Genomic DNA, 18641 nt, shown 5'->3' with positions numbered 1-18641 from the left:
CCTGACTCCCTCCTCCACGAATAATGCCTGACTGCTTGCCGCGAAGGGAGGACTTCGGTGTATATCTGGTCGCTGGATAGCGTCAACGTTGCGCGAGAACTGAACGGAGCGGTTGTTGAGCCGTTCGTGGACCTTGCACGCCGAACCATCAAACTCGCGATCCTGCTGGGCGAGCCCATCGACTTGGGAGAACCACATCTCGTAGACAACACCTTCGTGCTGCGGGAACTGGCGACCTCGCCAGCATTCGCAAAGGTAATCCGCGACCACAACGGGATCCGATTCTTCCTCGCAATCGGAGGAAAGCCCGCGACACCCCGTCAGATCCTGGCCACTCGATCGGCCAATCCAGCGTGGGCATCCTCGGCCTGGCGTCCACACGAGTCACAGGCGGACAGGTTTCGCGCATGGCTCGCGGGTGGTGTAGACCGGACTCCGGCGGACGCATTCAGCGATCCGAACGGATCAGTGGCTGCGTGCGAAGCGAACTCACTGCTCATCGAGGGTCTCCATCGACTCGACGAGATCGTCGCCCACAAGCAGGCTGACTTCAGCCCACGCATCCTGACGCCTCAGTTCGGCGGCAGCAACCCAAACCTCTGCACGCGCATTGGCGAGGGCATAGCGACGTTGCAACAGCGTATCGAGATCGGGGATCGTCTTGACGATTGGGCTACCGACGACGAACGCAGTCATTGCATGGAGTCAGCTAGCCGCTTGACAGCTCTGCTGGCTCGCCTGAGCGCCGAGCCATCTGGCAACTCCAGGACCACATGGCTCAACGAACTCAGCGAGATCGCAGCCAGCAGACTAGACGCGTGGACATGGACGGATGAGATCGCGCGGTGCGTCGTGAATAACGCCTACAACAAAGTCGTCGCCGGGTCGTTCCGATCGGATCGCGTCTTCGCGGCCGAGTCTCCGCTCTTCACGCTGGTGGATGAACTGGGTTCGGTCGATCGGGTAAGCCCTCGCACCGTTGACGCGCTCCACTCATTGTGGGACGACACCTTGAGACCAAGTGGAGGCACGACCGAGGCTGGGGAGCACCCGTTCCTCGCGGTTCGGGACATAGATGTACTCGACGAGATCAGTTGGGAGCATATCGAGGATGCGATCGAGTCGGGCGCTTACCGCGACGCTCACGCCGCGCTTCGGGCAGCGGCCCCGGAAGAACGAGCCGATCGGAGGCTCGCATTCGCCCGCACGGTCGCTCAACGCGTGAGCCTGAACTGGAGCGTGGTGCGCGACATGGCACCCGGCAGCGCGTTCCTTCGGGATTTCGAACGGAAGGGTCTGGAGTTCTTCATTGATGTGGCATCAGTTGTCGTCCAGAAAACGATCGATGATGAATCCGGCTTTGTGTCGGCCAACGCCGACGTGATCAAGTCCGTAGCACCGAGCGGGCTTGCGTATTCATACAATCGACTCGCACGCACCGCGAACCGCCGGCGCTCTATCGGACTTCAGGGCCGCATCGAACGGATACTGCGCGACACAGCGCCAGAGTAGATGCCTCGTTTGTGGAGACTTTTACTGTGAACGATCACGCGTGGTCCAGATACCAAGCACTTGTTGCAGCAGATCCTGCTCTGTTCGCCAAAGAGGGAAAGCGACCCATCGAGATCCTCACAGCAGCCGAGGAGATAAACCGTGCCCGCGAGGCGACCGCCGCAAGACTCCGCGAGGCGGGTCATCCGGAAGAATGGGCGCGTCCGGGTCTGCACTATGAGGACGAATACTTCCGAGTACTACGCGACCCTGTCCGGTTCGCCTCGGGCAAGTTGGGCATGTACGTCAGGATCATCCCGCCAGCAGTTGCCCGAGGGTCTGCCGGAGCCGCGATACTTCCGATCCTCGGCGACGACAAAGTCGTCCTTCTGAACCACTACCGCCACGCCACTCGTCAATGGCACCTTGAAATCCCGCGAGGGTTTGCAGAGGCCGGAGAGACCTGCGAGGCGGCAGCCCGCCGTGAACTCAAGGAGGAGATTGGGAGCGAGGACGCGATGTGGACTCCTCTTGGTCAGATGCACACCAACACGGGACTTACATCGGACTTCGCCCATCTGTTCGTGGCTCACGTGATGACGTGGGACCCCGCCAAGGCCAAGAACGAGGAATCAGAGGGCATGGAGGTGCCGCTCGCCCAGTTCCGGTCGAAAATCGCCTCCGGCGAGATCACCGACTCATTCACGATCGCTGCATGGACAAGGGCGGCCGTGTCCGGGCTGCTGGAATAGAGACCGCCGAGCGGGCTACGCGGAACCGCGGCCTGCCGTCACAACCACTAGGGCACAGCCGATAGCCGGTAATGGCCCATTGGCATCCCCACTACATCCGCGATGGTTTTGTCAGTTCTGTCAGGTGTCAGAGGACGGGCGGGATCGCGGCTCGCTCCGCGATGGGCAAGAACCGTCCCGGGCTGTGACCCGTGTCGCAGTATGTCAGCAGTGCACTCGCAATCCTCTATTATCTCATGATGTCAAGCGAGATGCTCTCACCGAAGATGGGTCAATGGCACGTAGCAGTCGCGGCCGAGGCCATCGCGGCCGCACTGTTCGCTCGCTGTGGGTACGACGTTTCTGTGCAATACGGCGCGAATCAGCCCGAATACGACCTTGCGGTGATTCGCGGCCAGCAGATGTTAAAGGTGTCTGTTAAGGGCAGTCAGGACCGCGGCTGGGGTCTCACGCAATCCTACCTCAAGAAGGGCATGGCCAACTACCACGAGGCGATTGACGCGTGGCTTGCCCGGCACAAACCTCGCACCGTGTTCTGCTTCGTTCAGTTCATCGACGTGCCAATCGACGCCATGCCTCGCGTGTACTTGGCGACCCCGGCGGAGGTCGCGCTGCAACTGAAGGCGAGCGCGGGCGGTCGGGGAGAGACGATGCTCATGGAGAAGAGGATTTGGACCGACCGCGCCAAGCATGGCGGGAAGGTTGACCAGATCCCCGAGTCGTGGAAGTTCTCTTCCGCGAGGATCGAGGAGTTGATGGCTTCCGCGTAACGCTCGATGGGGGGCTTCTAGATTTGTGATCTCCACCCCTTCCATGACCCAACCATGCTCCAAGCGTCGCGCGCTGCGCCTGGTGCTGCGCGCACTCGAAAGATCGCGAATCTTGGGCGAAATCCAGCGAAAGCTCGGGGGTTCGATTCCCCCCGGCTCCATTCTTTCCGCTGGTGCGCTGGTCTCACGGCGAACCCGTACCGCGCGTACCCGTATCGGGTACGCGGCCTCGCCACGCGCCGGCTTCTGAGGCGCGTCCCCGCTTCTCGAAGAACGCCGCGAGGGCTTGGGCTGCTTTCGAGGCGTGCTCCTGCTCGCCTCGCTCGACACTAAGGGTGTACGCGCGTTCGAGTACGGCGAGGGCCTCGTCGTCGCGATCGAGCAGGTCGAGCGCGCGCCCGAGGTTGCGGCGCACGACCGGCTCCATCGGGGCGAAGCCGCTGGCCAACGCCCGATCCAGTGTGTCGCGGAGCACGGCCTCTGCCCTCTCACCGTCTCCCCGCTCGACGAGCATGAGGCCGTAGTTGTTCGATGCGCCGAGCGTGAGCTGGTGATCGGGGCCGAACGACATGCGATAGAAGTCGATGGCCTGCGTGTAGAGCGCTTCGGACTCCTCGAAGCGGCCGGAGGCGGAGAGTGCCGCGGCCTGGTTCTGTCGCTGCCGGTGGTACCACTGGCTCTCGGTACCGAGGGCTTGTGCGGCCTCGGAGCCGGCGCGGTGCGCGAGTTCGAGCGCGGCGTCGTGCTGCCCGAGTCTGAGGCGGAGTGATCCGAGCGCGGCGGCCTCGCTCTGGGTGCGGGCGTGGCCCCAGCCGAGTTCCTGGACGCAGCGTGCGAGGCGTGCCTCAGAGGACGCGGCGGCCTCTTCGCCCCGCCCGAGGCGCATGAGCATCTCTGTGAGGTTCGACCCGATCGTGAGCGAGAGCTCATGGACCGGGCCGATGGCGTTGACGGCGTCGGCGTGGAGGACGCGGAGGGCGTCGGCGGCGGCAGCGGTCTGCCCCTGCTCGCCCATAAGTGCCGCGATGTTGGCCCGGATCGTGAGCGTCTCGATCTTGTTCGCACCGTGCACTCGCTCGCGCTCGGCGAGCACACGCCGCTGCAGAGACTCGGCCTCCGAGTAAGCGCCCCGCGCCATCAGCACCGATGCGAGCTGGCCCTGCACGGCGAGCGCCTGCTCGGATGCCGCGCCGAGCGTGCGCTCACAGAGTGAAGCCAGATCGCGGAGTTCGGTCTCCGCGCCTGCGAGATCCTCGCGATCCTGCATGCATCCGGCCCGCACCTCCCGGGCAAAGATGGTCACGCGGTCCCTCGGACCGAAGCGGGCGGTCGCCTGGCGCACGAGCGTCTCTGCGAGCGACTCGGCATCGGCAGCGCGGTAGAGCCAGCGGAGCGCGTTCACGAGCCGTGCGCGATCCTCAAACGCGGCGCGGCTGCGCTCTGCGCCCGCTCGCTCACGGAGCGCGATCGCCCGTTCGAGTTGCTCGCGGGCGCGGTCGTAGTCGCCGAGGCCGAAGCGCATCGAGCCTAGGGAGGATCGCACGTCCGCCTCCACGAGCGGGTGGAGGCCCGACTCGCCGTCGATGCGGGCCTCCGCGTTGTCCAGCACGCTCAGCATCGTCGCGTCGCGGTCGCCGAAGGCCGGATCGGCGGAGGTGATGAGCGTGCGGAGGAGAGCGTTCGCGGCATCGGCCCTCGCTCGCTCGCGCTCGGATCGCACGAACGCGACGGAGAGCGCGATCGTGCCCAGGGTAATGGCCCCGATCGTGATCGCGGCGATCGCGACGCCCGCGCGATGCCTCCTGGCGAAGGACGCGGCGCGATAGGAGAGCGTCGGCGTGCGTGCCGCGACGGGCTCGTGGCGCAGCCATCGTTCGAGATCGAGCGCGAGTGCCTCGGCGGAGGCGTAGCGACGGTGCTTCTCGCGCGCGATGGCGGTCATGACGATCGCGTCGAGGTCGCCCCTGAGGGAGGGGTCCAGCTTTGATGGCGGCAGGGGCTCAGCTGAGCCGATGCGCGCGATGGATTCGAGGAGCCCGAGTCCGGCGACGTCGATCGGCAGGCGACCTGTGAGCAGTTCGTAGAGGATCGCGCCGAGCGCCCAGACATCGGTGCGGACGTCCGCGCCGTCCGGGCGTCCTGAGACCTGCTCGGGCGGCATGTACCCCGGCGTGCCGAGGAGCGAGCCGGCGTGGGTCAGGGCTGTCGGGGCCTCGCGATCGGGGCTGGTGATCCGCGCGATGCCGAAGTCGAGCACGCGGGGCTCGCCCGACTGGTCGACGAGCACGTTGGCAGGCTTGAGGTCTCGGTGGATCACGGCGCGCTGGTGTGCCGCGTGGACGGCGTGCGCAACCTTGATCATGAGCCGGACGATCGCCTCTCGCGAAAGGGCACTCTCCCGGGCGTGCTGCGTGATCGGCACGCCCTCGACATACTCCATGGCGATGTATGCGATCGGCGCACCAAGACCAGAGCGATGGACGCCGGCCTCGTAGATACGCGCAACATTGGGGTGCTCGATCCTTCCTAGCGCGGAGGCCTCGATCCTGAATCGCTCGGTGACCTCGGGCACGGGCAGGGGGGAGCGCAGGAGTTTCACGACGACCTGTCGCTCGGGGTTCTCCTGGGCGGCGAGGTAGATCAGTGCGCCCGGGCTTTCGGCGATCTTCCTACGCAGCAGGTATCGCCCGATGCGTTGGTTGCTTAGGTCGATCTCTTCCGGTCCCGCGTATCCGAGCCACGCATCGGTCCGGAGGGAGAGCACGGCGGTTGAGGAGTCGGACGCGGCGACGAGAGAGCGTACCTCAGAGAGAATCCCGTCATCACCCGCGCAGCGTGCTTCGATGAAGCGTGCGCGTTCTGCGCCAGAGAGCTCAAGGGCCTCGGCGACGATCTGCTTCACCCGTGCCCATGACTCACTCGACACGCCCACGCTCCCATGCTTCATGCTCGGGCGAATGCTCGCCGGCGAGCCGGACTAGTCCCCGTCTCCATCCATGCGACGGAGTAGCCAGGCACGGGCAGCCGCCCAGTCATATTTTATGGATCGCTCGGACCGTCCCATCATCTCAGCCGTCCGCTCGACGGAAAGCCCCGCGAAGTAGCGGAGCATGGCGACCTCTGCCAGTTGGGGGTCGAATGCACGCAGTTCCTCCATGGCCTCGTCGAGCGAGATCATGGCCTCCGGGTCGGCCTCGTCGATCGCCTCGGCTCCCTCGGAGAGTTCCACACGCTTGCGCCCACCGCCGTGCTTGCGGCTCGCGACGCGCCGGGCGCGCTCGACGAGGATGCGGCGCATGGCCTCTGCGGCGGCGGCAAAGAAGTGGCGCGAGTTCTCCCACACGACGCCCTCGTCGCGGCTCAGTCGCAGGTACACCTCGTGCACCAGCGCGGTCGGCTGGAGCGTGAGTCCTGCTCGCTCGTGGCGCATCTGGCTGTGCGCTAGTTCGCGCAGCTCGGCGTACACACGATCGAACGCGGCTCGTGTTGTTGCACGATCGTCCGAGGGGACTCGATCGGACTCGGCCCCCCCGCTGCCGCCGACTTTCCCCGCGTTGCCCGCCGAGTCCGATGGCGATCCGGCGGCCGAATGGGGCCGATCTGGTCCATCATGGGAGTTCTCACGCGGGAGCATACCAGAGTTTATCGGCACACAGGGGGGCCGCGTGAAGGGGTTGACTCACCGAGACGATGCCGCGGCAACGGCTTGGTCGTCCCACCCGCCCCCCAGGGCCTTGTAGATCGCGACAAGACTGGTGGCCTCTTCGGCGGCGCTCTCGGCGAGCTGGTCCTGGAGAAGGAACAAGGCCCTCTGCGAGTCGAGCACGTTGAGGAAGTCCGTGAGGCCGCGGGTCCACAGATCCTGTGAGAGTTCGACGGCTGTCGCGCTCGCGAGCATCGCGCGCGTGAGCGACTCCCGGCGCTCGCGGACACGGGCGTACGAGACCAGCGCGTTGGCGACCTCCTCGTAGGCGAGGAGAACGGTTCTCTCGTAAGCGATCAGCGCCTGTTCCTGGCGCGCCTCATTCACGCGGATGGCGGAACGAACGCGGCCGGCCGTGAAGATCGGCCAACGCACCGCGAGCGGACCCACACTCCACGTCCGACTGCTCGCATCGAACAGATTGCCAGTGTCCTCGCTCTGAACACCGAAACTCCCGTTCAGTGTGAGACGCGGATAGAGATCGGCGGTAGCGACCCCGACGCGGGCCGTCGCCGCGGCGAGCTCCCGCTCCGCACGCCGGATATCCGGACGCCTGCGGAGCAGCTCGGCGGGGAGGCCGATCTGCACCAGCTCTGGCGAGGGCGGGACCTGCGCCGACCCGAGTTCATCGCGAAGCGTCCCGGGCTGCTGTCCGAGCAGGACATCCAGCCGATGCGCTGCGCGCCTGACCTGCGCCATAAGAACGGGAATCTGCGAGCGCGTCGATTCGAGCTGTGTGGTCGCCTGAGAGACCTGGAGCTCCGTGCCGAGCCCCGCGCCGAGACGATCCTGCGAGAGTTCGAGCGTTTCTTTCTGTGTGCTCACATTCTGGTTGGCGATCTCCAGACGCGACTGTGACGCACGAAGCTCCATGTACGTCCGCGCAACCTCCGCAACTAGGATGACCCGCACGTCGCGCTCGGATTCGAGCGAAGCCGCGAGATCCGCGTCGGCCGCCTCGACCGAGCGACGGACACGCCCGAAGACATCGATCTCCCACGCGGCATCGAAGCCCGCGTCGTAGAGATCATTCTCCTGGCCCGCGCTGTTGGAGCCGCCCCCCCCACTCCCACCTCCACCGTTCCCGAACGCGTTCTCGCTGTCCCGGGAATAGGAGGCCGAAGCGCCGACGTTGATGGTCGGGAACTGGTCCGATGCCGCGACGCCTCGCAGAGCCCTTGCCTCACGGACTCGGGCCGCCGCCTCGCGAAGATCGAGGTTCCCTTCAAGAGCGCGCCCGACGAGATCGTTCAGCGTGGGGTCCTCAAAGCGAGCCCACCATGTGCGCAGGTCCGGTTCGGCTTCCGCGAGCGTTCCGGCAGGCGACTCCGGCCAGGCACCGGGCGCGAGCGTCACCGGCTCGGCGTGATTCGGACCGACCGTGCAGCCGCTGAGCAGGCACAAGCCGAGAAGGGCGGATGTCCAGGCGAGTTTCATCGATTGGCCTCGGATCGTGATCTGATCGTGCATCTCATGCTCGTTGATGAATCGACTTCGCTGCGGATCATGCGGGCGCCAGTGATCCCGGCCCAGGCGAACCAGGCCCAGGCGAACCAGGCCCGGCAGACACCGGCCCGGTTCCGCTGCCACCCGAAGCGTGGACCGGCGATGGGGCATCACCTGCTCCGGTTGTCGCCGGGGTATCCGGCGCGTGGCTCGGCTTGCGCCGTGCCGCGAGGAGGATGTAAATGGATGGAACAACAAACAGCGTGAAGACCGTCGAGATGGCCATGCCGCTGACGAGCACGATACCGATGCTGTTGCGTGCCTCCGCACCCGCGCCGGAGACCAGGACAAGCGGGAAGTGCCCGAAGATCGTCGCGGCGGATGTCATCAGGATCGGACGAAGGCGCGTCCCCGCGGCCTGGCGTACCGCGTCACGCTTCGAGAGCCCCTGCTCCTGCAATTGGTTCGCAAACTCGACGATCAGGATCCCGTTCTTCGCGACCAGACCGACCAGCGTGATCAGACCGACCTGCGAATAGATGTTCACCGTGGTGATGCCCGTCGCGGTGAACACGAGCGCGCCGGTCAGCGCCAGCGGCACCGAGCCGAAGAGCACGATGAACGGATCACGGAAACTCCCGAACTGTGCCGCGAGCACCAGATAGATGATGCCGACCGCGAACCCGAGCGTCGAGACGAGCGTCGCGCCCTCCGTGCGCATCTGGCGGCTCTCGCCGGCGTAGTCGATCGCGTAGCCGGGGGGCACGATCTCCCGGGCGGCCTGCTCCAGCGCGCTCAGCGCCTCTTCCTTCGTCACCCCCGGCGCGACCACGCCGTAGACCTTTGCGCTGTTCCGCTGCTGGAATCGGGTCAGCACGCGGGGCACCGCCTCTGTCCGCAGCGTCACGAGCGAGCGAAGCGTGACGCTTCCGCCGTCGCGGGTGCGGACCTTCCACTGCAATACCTGCTCCGGTATCTGCCGGAGTTCGTCGCCCACCTGCGGAATCACCTTGTAGGAACGACCCTCGTAGTTGAATCGATTGACATACCCGCCCGCGAGAAGGACGGAAAGATCGCGACCGACGTCGGCAAGATCAAGACCGAGGTCGGCGACTTTCTTCCGATCGATCTCGATGCGAGTCTGCGGCAGATCGATCTTCAGATCGGAATCGACGTACACGAACTTCTCAGATGCGTATCCAGCGCCGATGATCTGGTTGATGATGGGCTCCATCTCGGGCGCTTCGGCCCCGCTGGTGACCATCAACTCGACATCGAACTGGCCCGCGCCGGGAAGTGGAGCGGGGCGAACGGCGATCGATCGGAGCTCCTCGATCATCATCAACTTGCCGATGACCTCGCCCTGGATCGGCTCGGTCGTGCGATCACGCTCGTGCCAATCGATCGTCTGGATCCCGCCGAATCCGCCTCCCATCGCGAGCTCCGCGACCTGGAAGAAGAACTTCGCCTCGGGGACTGACATGAATGCGTCGGCAACCTTGGAGAATCCTCGCACGGTGTAGTCGAGCGTTGCATCGGGCGCGGTCTGCACAACCGCGAAGACGATCCCCTCATCCTCCGTGGGCGCGAGTTCCTTCTTTGACCTTGTGTAGAGAGACGGCGCGAGCGCACAGATCGCGACCGAGGCAATCACCACCGCCCACCATGCCCGCAGCACGACGCCGAGCACGCGCTCGTACACGCTCCGGATCCTCGCGAAGACCCTGTTCACCGCTCGTGTCAGGCGCCCCTCTTTGCCGCCCGGCGGGATCATCCACGACGAGAGCACGGGCGAGAGCGTTACCGCCACGATCCCGGAGATCACGACAGCGGTCGCGAGCGTGAAGGCGAACTCGCGGAAGAGCATCCCGGTCAGCCCGCTCTGGAACCCGATCGGCGCGTACACCGCAGCGAGCGTGATGGTCATAGAGACCACAGGCGCTGCCAGCTCCCTCGCGCCGATCAACGCCGCCTCGAACCTGGCCTTCCCCGCGCGGATGTGACGCTCGACGTTCTCGACCATCACGATCGCGTCGTCAACGACCAGCCCGACCGACAGCACGATCGCGAGGATCGTGAGGAGATTCAGCGAGAACCCGAACAGCAGGATGGCGATGCACGATCCGATCAGCGACACGGGCATCGCGAACAGGGGAACGATCACTGTCCGAACGCTCCCCATGAAGATAAAGACGACCAGAGCCACGATCGCCACCGTCTCGACCAGCGTCTTCGTGATCTCCTTGATCGCGTTCTCCATGTAGTATGTGCCGTCATACGCCAGCGTCATCTCGATGCCGGCCGGCAGCGTCGGACGGACCTCCTCGATCCGCTTCTTCAGCAACTTGGCCACCTCGAGCTCGTTCGCCCTGGGCAGCGGCCATACCGAGAGCCAGATCGCGGGCGTGCCATTGAAGCCCGCCTGCCCCGTGGGCTCTTCGCTCCCGAGTTCCACTTTCGCGATATCGCCCAGTCGCACCAGCGTCCCCTCACGCTCGCGCACGATCAGGTCGCGGAACTCCGAGACGGCCTTCAGGTCCGTGTCGGTCAGCAGATCGATCTGCACGTCGCGGCTCTTGGTGCGCCCCACCGCCGCGAGGAAGTTGTTGCGGCCGAGCGCGTCCCACACCTCGCTGGGCGAGATGTCGAAGCTCTCCATCTTGTCGGTGTCGAGCCAGACACGCATCGCCAGCTCGCGCGAGCCCTCGACGGCGACACGCTGCACCCCCGCGATCGTCTGGAACTCCGGCTGGACCTCCCGGATCAGAAAGTCGTTCAGCTGCACCAGACTCAGCTGCTCACTCGTGAACGAGATATAGAACGTCGCGTAGGGCTTGTCCGTCCGCTGGATATCGACCGCGGGCGCCTCGGCATCCGCCGGCAGGCGGCTGCGCACCTGATTCAGACGAGCGCTGATCTCCGCCAGCGCGTCGTTGCTGTCATGGTTCAGGCGCAGACGCACCGTCACCGTGCTCACGCCTGCGCGGCTTGAACTCTCGATGTAATCGATGCCGTCGATCGCGGACACTGCCTGCTCGATCGGCGTTGTGATGAAGCCGCGCACCGTCTCCGCGCTCGCACCGACGTACACCGTCGTGATCACGATCGCGCTCGACTCCAGGCGCGGATACTGCCTGACAGCCAGCGCGTCGATCGATCTCCATCCCACCGCAAGGATGATCAGGTTGATTACGATCGCCAGCACCGGCTTCTTGATGAAGATGTCCGTGAATGATCGCACGCGATACTCCCGCGCCGACACGCGGCGCTGCTCCCCGCATCCAGACCCGACCAACTCCGCTGCTCACACCTCGATCGACGCGCTCCGCGTCTTCAGGATTTCTCTGGGCCGCTCTGCCCGTCGGCTTTCGTCGCGCCGCCCGATGCCGGCGATGGCCCGCCCGCGCGATCGCCACCTTCCGCGCCGCCTCCGGGCCCGCCCCCCGGCTCTCCGGTGACGACCTTCACACCATCTCGCAGCTTGAACGAGCCCGCCGCCGCGATGCGCTCTCCCTGCTTCAGACCGTCGAGGACGATGACCTGTTCTCCGACGGTCTCGCCGAGCGTGACGAAACGCTGGAACGCCCGCGTTTCGCCCGACTCATCGGCGCTGATCACGAAGACCGAGTTGCCGTAGGGCGCACGCCTGATCGCGACGCTCGGGACCACAACGTGCTCCGACGGCGCATCGATGGGCACCCTCACCTGCACGAACATACCCGGCACCAGCGCGCCCCTTGAGTTGTCAACGATCGCGCGGATCCGCAGGTTGCGCGTGCTGTTGTTCACCGTCGCGTCCACGGCAACGACCTCGATCCTCGCGGGCTCGGAGCCGAGCATCGCGCCGGAGGCCATCACGACCGTGCCGACCCGTGCCCGCTCCGCGTACTCCTGGGGCACGGCGAAATCGAGATAGATCGTGTCGGTCAGTTCCTGCAGACCGACGATGTCCGTGCCCTCTGCCAGATACTGGCCCTCGTGGACCGTGCGCATCCCCGCCCGTGCGCGGAACGGCGCGCGAATGGTCAGCTTCTCGATCCTGGACTCGACCTGCGCAACTCGGGCCCGGGCCTGATCCGCCTCGGCAACCCAGCGGACACGCGCCGCCCGGGCCGCGTCGAGGCGTGAACGCGCTCGATCAAGTTCCACCTCCGCGATCGCACGCGTCTGCACCGCCGAGAGCCGCTGAAGCTCAACTTCCGCCAGAGCGATCTCGGTGTCGCCCTGCTCGATGCTCGCTTCCGCAACGCGCACCGAGGCCAGGGCCGCCTCAAGGTCAGCGCGATCGGTCGTGTCGTCCTGTCTCACCAGCACCTGGCCCGCCTCGACCACCACGCCTGAGTCGAACCCCACTTCGAGCACGCGGGCCGCCAGCTCGTTGCGCACCATCACCGATCGCTTCGCGAAGACGGTTCCCACCATGTCCGCCGTCGGCTGGAAGGTCATCACGCCCGCCTCAACGATCTGGGCCGCCTCGAACGGCTCGAACTTCGGAGCACCGGCCTCGTTGCCCTTCTCACGCCCCTTGACCGCAGCGATCGCGCCAGCCGCTGCGATCGCGCCGACAACCACAATCGTCGTCCCGACTATCCACTTGCGATTCATGCGTCGTTCCTCCCGTCAGCGTTGCCGGACGCGCCGTCCGTGCCGATCGAGCCGCACACCAGGCGCTCGACCACCTTCCGCACCAGATCCATCAGCGACTTGTCCACCGTCGTCAGGCCGAGCACCCTGTAGAGCCAGAGCCCATCCATCGCGGCGATCACCGTCTCCCCCACCCCTTCGGGCAGGCCGTCCTTCGACAGCCGCTCGCGAATCTCGCTGTACACCGCCCGCATCGGTTGGATGAGCGCGGGGTTCTGCGCGAGTGCCGCGAACACCGCGCACGACCCACGCTGGCACTGCTCCGTCCAAGAGTCCGGATCCTTCAGGTGGCTCAGCATGGAGCGGGCCATCCGCCCCGGACCCTCAGGAGTTGCCGCGTACGCCTCGTTCATGTGCTCGCGCCACTGATCCGCGCAGCGAACCACCATCGCCTCGATCAGCTTGTCCTTGTTCGGAAAGTGGTGAAGCAAGCCGCCCTTGCTCATGCCGGCATCCGCGGCAACGGCCTCGAGCGTGAGATTCGCGATCCCCTGGCGAACGACAACGCCCTCGGCCGCGTCGAGCACCCGGTCCCGCAATGCGACGAATGAACTCTGCTGCATCCCAAACACTACCGTCCAGACGGTCGGTTTCTACCGTCCAGACGGTATTTGGGGTATCTTCACTACTCGTTTGTGTAACAATCGGGTATCGAGAGCCCGCTCACGCTATCCCGCGGCGTGATCCGTGTGAGACAGCCGCGGCAGACGAGCACTCATTCGTCACAAGTCTCTATTAGATCAACACTTGAGGATCACGGCCCGCGCCGGGCCTCAATACCCCTTGCCGGGGATCAGGCCCGCGTGGATCTCGTTCGCCGGCCAGCCGGTCCATTCAACAAACCGGCGGCGGAGATCCGCGCTGATCTCCTCCGCAGACAGCCCGCTCCCCCGGTAGTCCAACGGTTGCTTGAACGTCAGTTTCGAACTGCTGGGTCGCCAGAGCGAGGCCCACGCCGGGTCCACCTGGGGCGTTCCTTCGATGATGACCGGCAGAACGATCGCTTCGGACTTCTTGATGATCAACCCGACGCCGCGCAGGAACGGCAGAATCTGACGTTCCGGGCGTTCGATCGCCCCCTCGGGAAAGATGCCGAGCACGCCCCCGCGCCCATCGTCGCCTTCACGAACATGGCGGATCGCCTCTCGGGTCGCGGGCAGCTCGTTCCCGCGCGGGATCGAGATGATCCGCGCCCATGTCCAGAACCACTCGAACGATGGCAGGCGCATATCCATCGCCATGATCCAGCGGATCTCGAACGGACAGACAACCTGAATCAACACCGGATCCACCCCCGCCGTGTGGTTCGCGATGATGATCAGAGATCCCGGGTGCTTCTCGCGCGGGACGTGCGGCATCCCCTCCACCCGAAGACCATGCACGACACGCGCATACAGCGATGCCAGCTTGACGAACAACCCCGTCTCGATATCCCCGCGCGGATTGTCCTTCAACCAACGGGCCAGAAGGCCAAGCCCGAGGAGAACCCCAAGAACAAGGATGGAACCAACAACTGGCATCACGGTGGGCGGATGTTAGCGGCCACAAATCAAGCGTCTACAAATGCTTGTGCCAACACAGGACCTTTGCGCCATATTCGGCGGGCAAGCCCACCTGGAAGGGTCTTGGCAGGGTCTTCGGTGTAGCATCAGGCATGAGCGGCCTCTGGGAAGAAACCCGCGCCCGAGCCAGGAAACAGGTCGAGCCGCTGGCCGTACGCATGCGTCCGCAGACTCTGGACGAGGTCGCCGGACAGTCGCACATCCTCGGCCCCGGCAAGCTCCTGCGGCGGATGCTCGAGGCCGACGTCATCACCTCCCTCATCCTCCACGGCCCCCCCGGCACCGGCAAGACCACCCTCGCCGAACTGATCGCCCGCCACACCAAGCGCCACTTCGAGCGCGAGAACGCCGCGAGCGTCGGCGTGAAACGCATCCGCGAGATCGTCGATCAGGCCTACGCACGCCTCGAAGACAAGAACCAGCGCACCATCCTCTTCCTGGATGAGATCCACAGATTCACGAAGGCGCAGCAGGATGTGCTGCTCGCGGACGTCGAACGCGGCACCGTCACCCTCATCGGCGCCACCACCGAGAACCCTCTCTTCGCCTGCAACTCCGCCCTCGTCAGCCGCTCCACGCTGCTACGTCTCGAGGTGTTGACTGAAGAAGAGATCACTTCAGTCCTCAGGCGCGCCATCGCCGACCCCGAACGCGGGTACGGCAAACTGGATCTTGAAGTAACGGACGAGGCGTTGCATGTGTGGGCGGTCAAGAGCGACGGGGATGCGCGGCGGGCGCTGACCGCGCTGGAAGTCGCGGTGCTGTCCCAAGCGAAAGAGCCAAAGGTCCAAAGAGCCAAAGAGCCAGACGGAGACGATGCCGAAGCCGTGCTCGGACCGCTCGTGATCGACCGCGCCGTCGCCGAAGAGTCCATCCAGCAGAAGGCCGCCGTCTACGACCAGACGGGGGACGGGCACTACGACGCCGCGAGCGCGATGATCAAATCGCTCCGGGGCAGCGACCCCGACGCCGCGCTCTACTGGATCGCCCGCATGCTCGAAGGCGGAGAGGACCCGCGCTTCATCGCCCGGCGCATGGCGATCCTGGCCAGTGAGGACATCGGCAACGCCGACCCCCGGGCCATCATGGTCGCCGCGGCCTGCTGGGAGCTGGTCGAACGGATCGGCATGCCCGAGGCACGGATCACGCTCGGCCAGTGCGCCACGTACCTCGCCCTCGCGCCCAAGAGCAACGCCTCCTATCTCGCCATCAACGCCGCCATCGCCGATGTGCAGGAGGGCCGCACGATCCCCGTCCCCCTCTATCTCCGCGACCCGAACTCCTCACCCGTCGGCGAGGGCGTCCGCACCAAGAACGCCTCGCACGAGAAGTACCAGTACTCACACGATGCGAAGGACACCCTGACGGGACAGGATTATCTCGGCGTCGAGAAGCGGTACTACGAGCCGACCGAGAACGGCGCGGAGAAGATCCTCAAAGAGCGGCTCGAAGAGGTCCGCAAGCGTCGCGCGGAGCGACGCTGAGATATGACCACACCACATGCTGACAAGGAGTGCCCGATGAACGAAGAATCGACCGACCAACCCGTAGAGATGCACTGGGCTTTCTTCCTCGAAGCGGACAACATCGAACCCCTCCGGAAGCTCAATGACATGCTCGGGGACGAGTTTGAGCTTCGGCTGGATGAGTTCACCGAAGTGATTGAAGATGGGGTCTCCAAAAAAGGCCCGCCATCGCTCTCCGTGCAGATGAATGCCGCGCTCACCCCCGCTGACGTCGCCTCGCTCGAAGAACGTCTGAAAGCACTCGCGGCACAAGTGGGCGCGCGATACGTTGATACTGCATCGTTCGATGCCTCAGGGCTCGATTCGTGGCAAGATCTCGATTCTGCCTGCTGGCTCCTCAGCCACTACACCGACACCGGACTGGAAGAGGGCGCGTACGTTCCATGGCTCTTCGGTTTCGAGGCCCAGGAGTCTCACCTCATGCAACTCCAGGATGCGATCGTCCAAGCCGAGCTTGCAACGACCGAGGACATGCTGCTGCGTGAGGGAGACGGCCTCCCGCAACTCGAAGTCTTTGTCAAAGGCGAGAATGTGGAGGAAGCACTCCCTGAGCGCTACAAGGCATTGGAGGCGCTTGCCGCGACTCTCCAGGTCACCATGCTCGGCGTGCTCTTCACCGAGCTGGACGACGAGCAGGACGACGAGCAGGACGACGAGTCCGAATGATCCAGCCGCAGGGCAAGGCGAGCGCCCTGATCCGCTTTGCAACGGCCGAACAGCCCTACGAGGGGGGCATACAACACACAGGCGACGTATGCCCATACGACAACGCCCCCGACACTGGGTCGGGGGCGTTGCGGATGATGCGATGAATCGTGCGTCTATTGCTCAGCACCCACGCCCGTAGGCGTCGAGGAAGTCGAGCAGGTCGAGAATATCGACGATCGTGTCGCCGTTGAAATCGGCGCTGATCCCACCCGCGGAGCACGGCGCGGGCTGACCCTCGCACGAACCGAAGGCGTTGATGAAATCGAGGAAGTCGAGAACATCGAGATCGAGATCGCCGTTGACGTTCGCGGCACACGTCACGATGAACGAGCCGATCACACTCTGCCACCCGGCGGGCGTCTGATACTGCCCGATGTACCAGAAAGTCGCGTCGTCATTGGGGTCGGTCGTGATGTCGAAATAATCGCCCCAGCGGCCGTTCGCGCCGGCGGTGCCGGTCGCGACAAGCGTCGCAGCGCCGAGCGTGCCCGGCGCGTCGGTCTGCCGGCGGGCAGCGACGTACACAGAAGGCACGGTCGTGCTGTTGCACCCGGCGACAACGAGACCGACATCGCCGTGTTTGTTCGCTCCGATCGCCGGGAAGAAGCTCGCCATCGTTCCACCGAGATTGAGCGTGCCCGCCTGAGAAATCGTCGGCCATCCGGAATTCGGCCAGTTGTTCGTGTTGATCTGGTACCAGCGGGCGACCGCCTTCCCGGAGGACCACACGCCATGTCCGAAGTAGAGCTTGCCGTCGCGCCAGTGCGCGTTCATGATGCGCCCGTCGAGCACATCAACCAGCCCACCGGGATTCGGCGCATCTCCCGTCGGATATGAGAAAGGCGGAACCGAGACCGCAGCCGTCGAGATCGTCGGCGTCGTCAACGGGTTCCTGATCGCCTGGATCCGCATGTTGGCGTTGTCGACGATCGAGGTGAAGAAGGGCGCGATGTTGCTGCCGAAGCACTGCGCCACCTGCACCGAGGCCACGCCGGCATCCCTGATATCCGCGAACGTCACCGGAGACCCGCTCAACAGCGGCGTCTTGGGATAGATCCGGAAAAGCGTACCGCCGAACCCACCCACGTTGAGCCCGAAGAGATTGCCCGTGACGTAGTACGCGTTGTTGTCGTATCCGAAGCCGGGGTAATCGACCCAGTAGGTCTGGGTGCCGCCGCCCGCGATGACTGCGTTCGTGCGATACTTATACCAGACGCCGTGCGGATCGCTGTCGTCGGAGACTGCGATACAGATCCACGCCTGCGTCGATCCGTACACCTCCAGCGCAACGATCACGTACCGCTGCGCGAGATGGTCATAGAAACACTTCGGATCGAACGTGAACGTCGACGCGCCAACCACCTCGAAGAAACCCGGATCGCCCGTCGAGTCCAGGTTCGCCTGAAACTGCAGATTCCCCTGCTTGTCGTGGAACGCGACGGCCATGTTCACCGTCGAGACGATGTGGTTGGGACCGACGGCCAGCGTGACGTCCGGCGGCGTCCACGGCGTCTGCGCCATGCCCGGGAAGAGCGCGTCAAGCGACGCACGCGAATCCCCGAGCATCGAGCCGATCTCGACATCGTCCACCACCTCGACAGCCGTCACCATCTTCGGCCGCTGGTGAGGCGGCAGGTTGTTCTTCATCCGCATGTCCACGACATCGCTGCGAATGTCCTGGATCTGCACCGGAAAGGCCCGCGTGTCGATGATCGTCGCCTCGCCGGTCGACCACGCCGCACGCCCCGGCTCCGAAAGATCGATCGGCGTAAGTGCCGGACGAGGATCCTCAGCGTTCCAGCGGAAGCCCTCCGGACCCGCCGCGACGGGAGCCATTGCGACCGCAGTCGACGAGGTCTGCGGCCCCTGCACGCTCAGGTTCTCCTGCGCACACCCCGCCAGCAGCACCAGCGACACCCCGGTCGCTCCCACGATGCCCAGACACGCTCTGCTCTTCATGCTCTGCTCCGCTTGTTGACCGACACTTCTGAGTTGCGGCAAACCTCTACAACAAGACCTTGACCCATGCGCGAGGACCC

At 65.0% G+C, this 18641-nt stretch carries 13 protein-coding genes; 5 read left to right on the top strand and 8 right to left on the bottom strand.

What is annotated here, in order from left to right; all coding sequences use genetic code 11:
• Positions 1-57 precede the first annotated feature (57 nt).
• The 3 genes from KF838_14150 (at position 58) to KF838_14140 (ending at position 3013) form a co-directional block, all read left to right on the top strand.
• Positions 58-1512: a hypothetical protein gene (locus KF838_14150; GenBank protein ID QYK47919.1), complete on the top strand. Its 1455-nt coding sequence runs from the start codon at positions 58-60 to the stop codon at positions 1510-1512.
• 26 nt (positions 1513-1538) lie between these two features.
• The gene (locus KF838_14145) at positions 1539-2243 is read left to right on the top strand and encodes an NUDIX hydrolase (protein ID QYK47918.1); all 705 of its coding nucleotides are present in this window, start codon (positions 1539-1541) and stop codon (positions 2241-2243) included.
• 191 nt (positions 2244-2434) lie between these two features.
• Positions 2435-3013 (top strand): hypothetical protein, encoded by a 579-nt coding sequence (locus KF838_14140; GenBank protein ID QYK47917.1) that lies wholly within the window; start codon positions 2435-2437, stop codon positions 3011-3013.
• 184 nt (positions 3014-3197) lie between these two features.
• Here the strand turns inward: KF838_14140 and KF838_14135 are convergent, their stop codons facing one another.
• The 7 genes from KF838_14135 to KF838_14105 form a co-directional block, all read right to left on the bottom strand.
• Entirely contained in the window at positions 3198-5939 is a 2742-nt protein-coding gene (locus KF838_14135) for a serine/threonine protein kinase (GenBank protein ID QYK47916.1), read from the bottom strand.
• A 51-nt stretch (positions 5940-5990) separates the two neighbouring features.
• Positions 5991-6647 carry a sigma-70 family RNA polymerase sigma factor gene (locus KF838_14130; GenBank protein ID QYK47915.1) on the bottom strand — a complete coding sequence of 219 codons (657 nt, stop codon included), beginning with the start codon at positions 6645-6647 and terminating at the stop codon, positions 5991-5993.
• A 45-nt stretch (positions 6648-6692) separates the two neighbouring features.
• The gene (locus tag KF838_14125; protein QYK47914.1) at positions 6693-8186 is read right to left on the bottom strand and encodes an efflux transporter outer membrane subunit; all 1494 of its coding nucleotides are present in this window, start codon (positions 8184-8186) and stop codon (positions 6693-6695) included.
• 34 nt (positions 8187-8220) lie between these two features.
• Positions 8221-11403, bottom strand: a complete 3183-nt coding sequence (locus KF838_14120) for an efflux RND transporter permease subunit (GenBank protein QYK47913.1) — start codon at positions 11401-11403, stop codon at positions 8221-8223.
• Positions 11404-11495: 92 nt separating this feature from the next.
• Complete coding sequence (locus tag KF838_14115) at positions 11496-12767, bottom strand: efflux RND transporter periplasmic adaptor subunit (protein QYK47912.1); 1272 nt, start codon at positions 12765-12767, stop codon at positions 11496-11498.
• The gene (locus tag KF838_14110) at positions 12764-13369 is read right to left on the bottom strand and encodes a TetR/AcrR family transcriptional regulator (GenBank protein ID QYK47911.1); all 606 of its coding nucleotides are present in this window, start codon (positions 13367-13369) and stop codon (positions 12764-12766) included. Before KF838_14110 ends, KF838_14115 begins: the two co-directional genes overlap by 4 nt.
• Positions 13370-13579: 210 nt before the next feature.
• On the bottom strand, positions 13580-14326 hold the full coding sequence (locus tag KF838_14105) for a 1-acyl-sn-glycerol-3-phosphate acyltransferase (protein QYK47910.1): 747 nt from the start codon (positions 14324-14326) through the stop codon (positions 13580-13582).
• A 134-nt stretch (positions 14327-14460) separates the two neighbouring features.
• Between KF838_14105 and KF838_14100 the strand changes: the two genes are divergently transcribed.
• Together KF838_14100 and KF838_14095 are read left to right on the top strand one after the other, a co-directional pair.
• Positions 14461-15852: a replication-associated recombination protein A gene (locus KF838_14100; GenBank protein ID QYK47909.1), complete on the top strand. Its 1392-nt coding sequence runs from the start codon at positions 14461-14463 to the stop codon at positions 15850-15852.
• Between the two features lie 36 nt (positions 15853-15888).
• Positions 15889-16560 carry a hypothetical protein gene (locus tag KF838_14095; GenBank protein ID QYK47908.1) on the top strand — a complete coding sequence of 224 codons (672 nt, stop codon included), beginning with the start codon at positions 15889-15891 and terminating at the stop codon, positions 16558-16560.
• Positions 16561-16722: 162 nt separating this feature from the next.
• Here the strand turns inward: KF838_14095 and KF838_14090 are convergent, their stop codons facing one another.
• On the bottom strand, positions 16723-18561 hold the full coding sequence (locus KF838_14090; GenBank protein QYK47907.1) for a hypothetical protein: 1839 nt from the start codon (positions 18559-18561) through the stop codon (positions 16723-16725).
• Between the last annotated feature and the right edge of the window lie 80 nt (positions 18562-18641).

Source organism: Phycisphaeraceae bacterium, assembly GCA_019454185.1.
Lineage (GTDB): Bacteria > Planctomycetota > Phycisphaerae > Phycisphaerales > UBA1924 > JAHBWV01.
The sequence above is the reverse complement of the archived record's forward strand: the minus strand, read 5'-3'. Positions and strand labels throughout refer to the sequence as shown.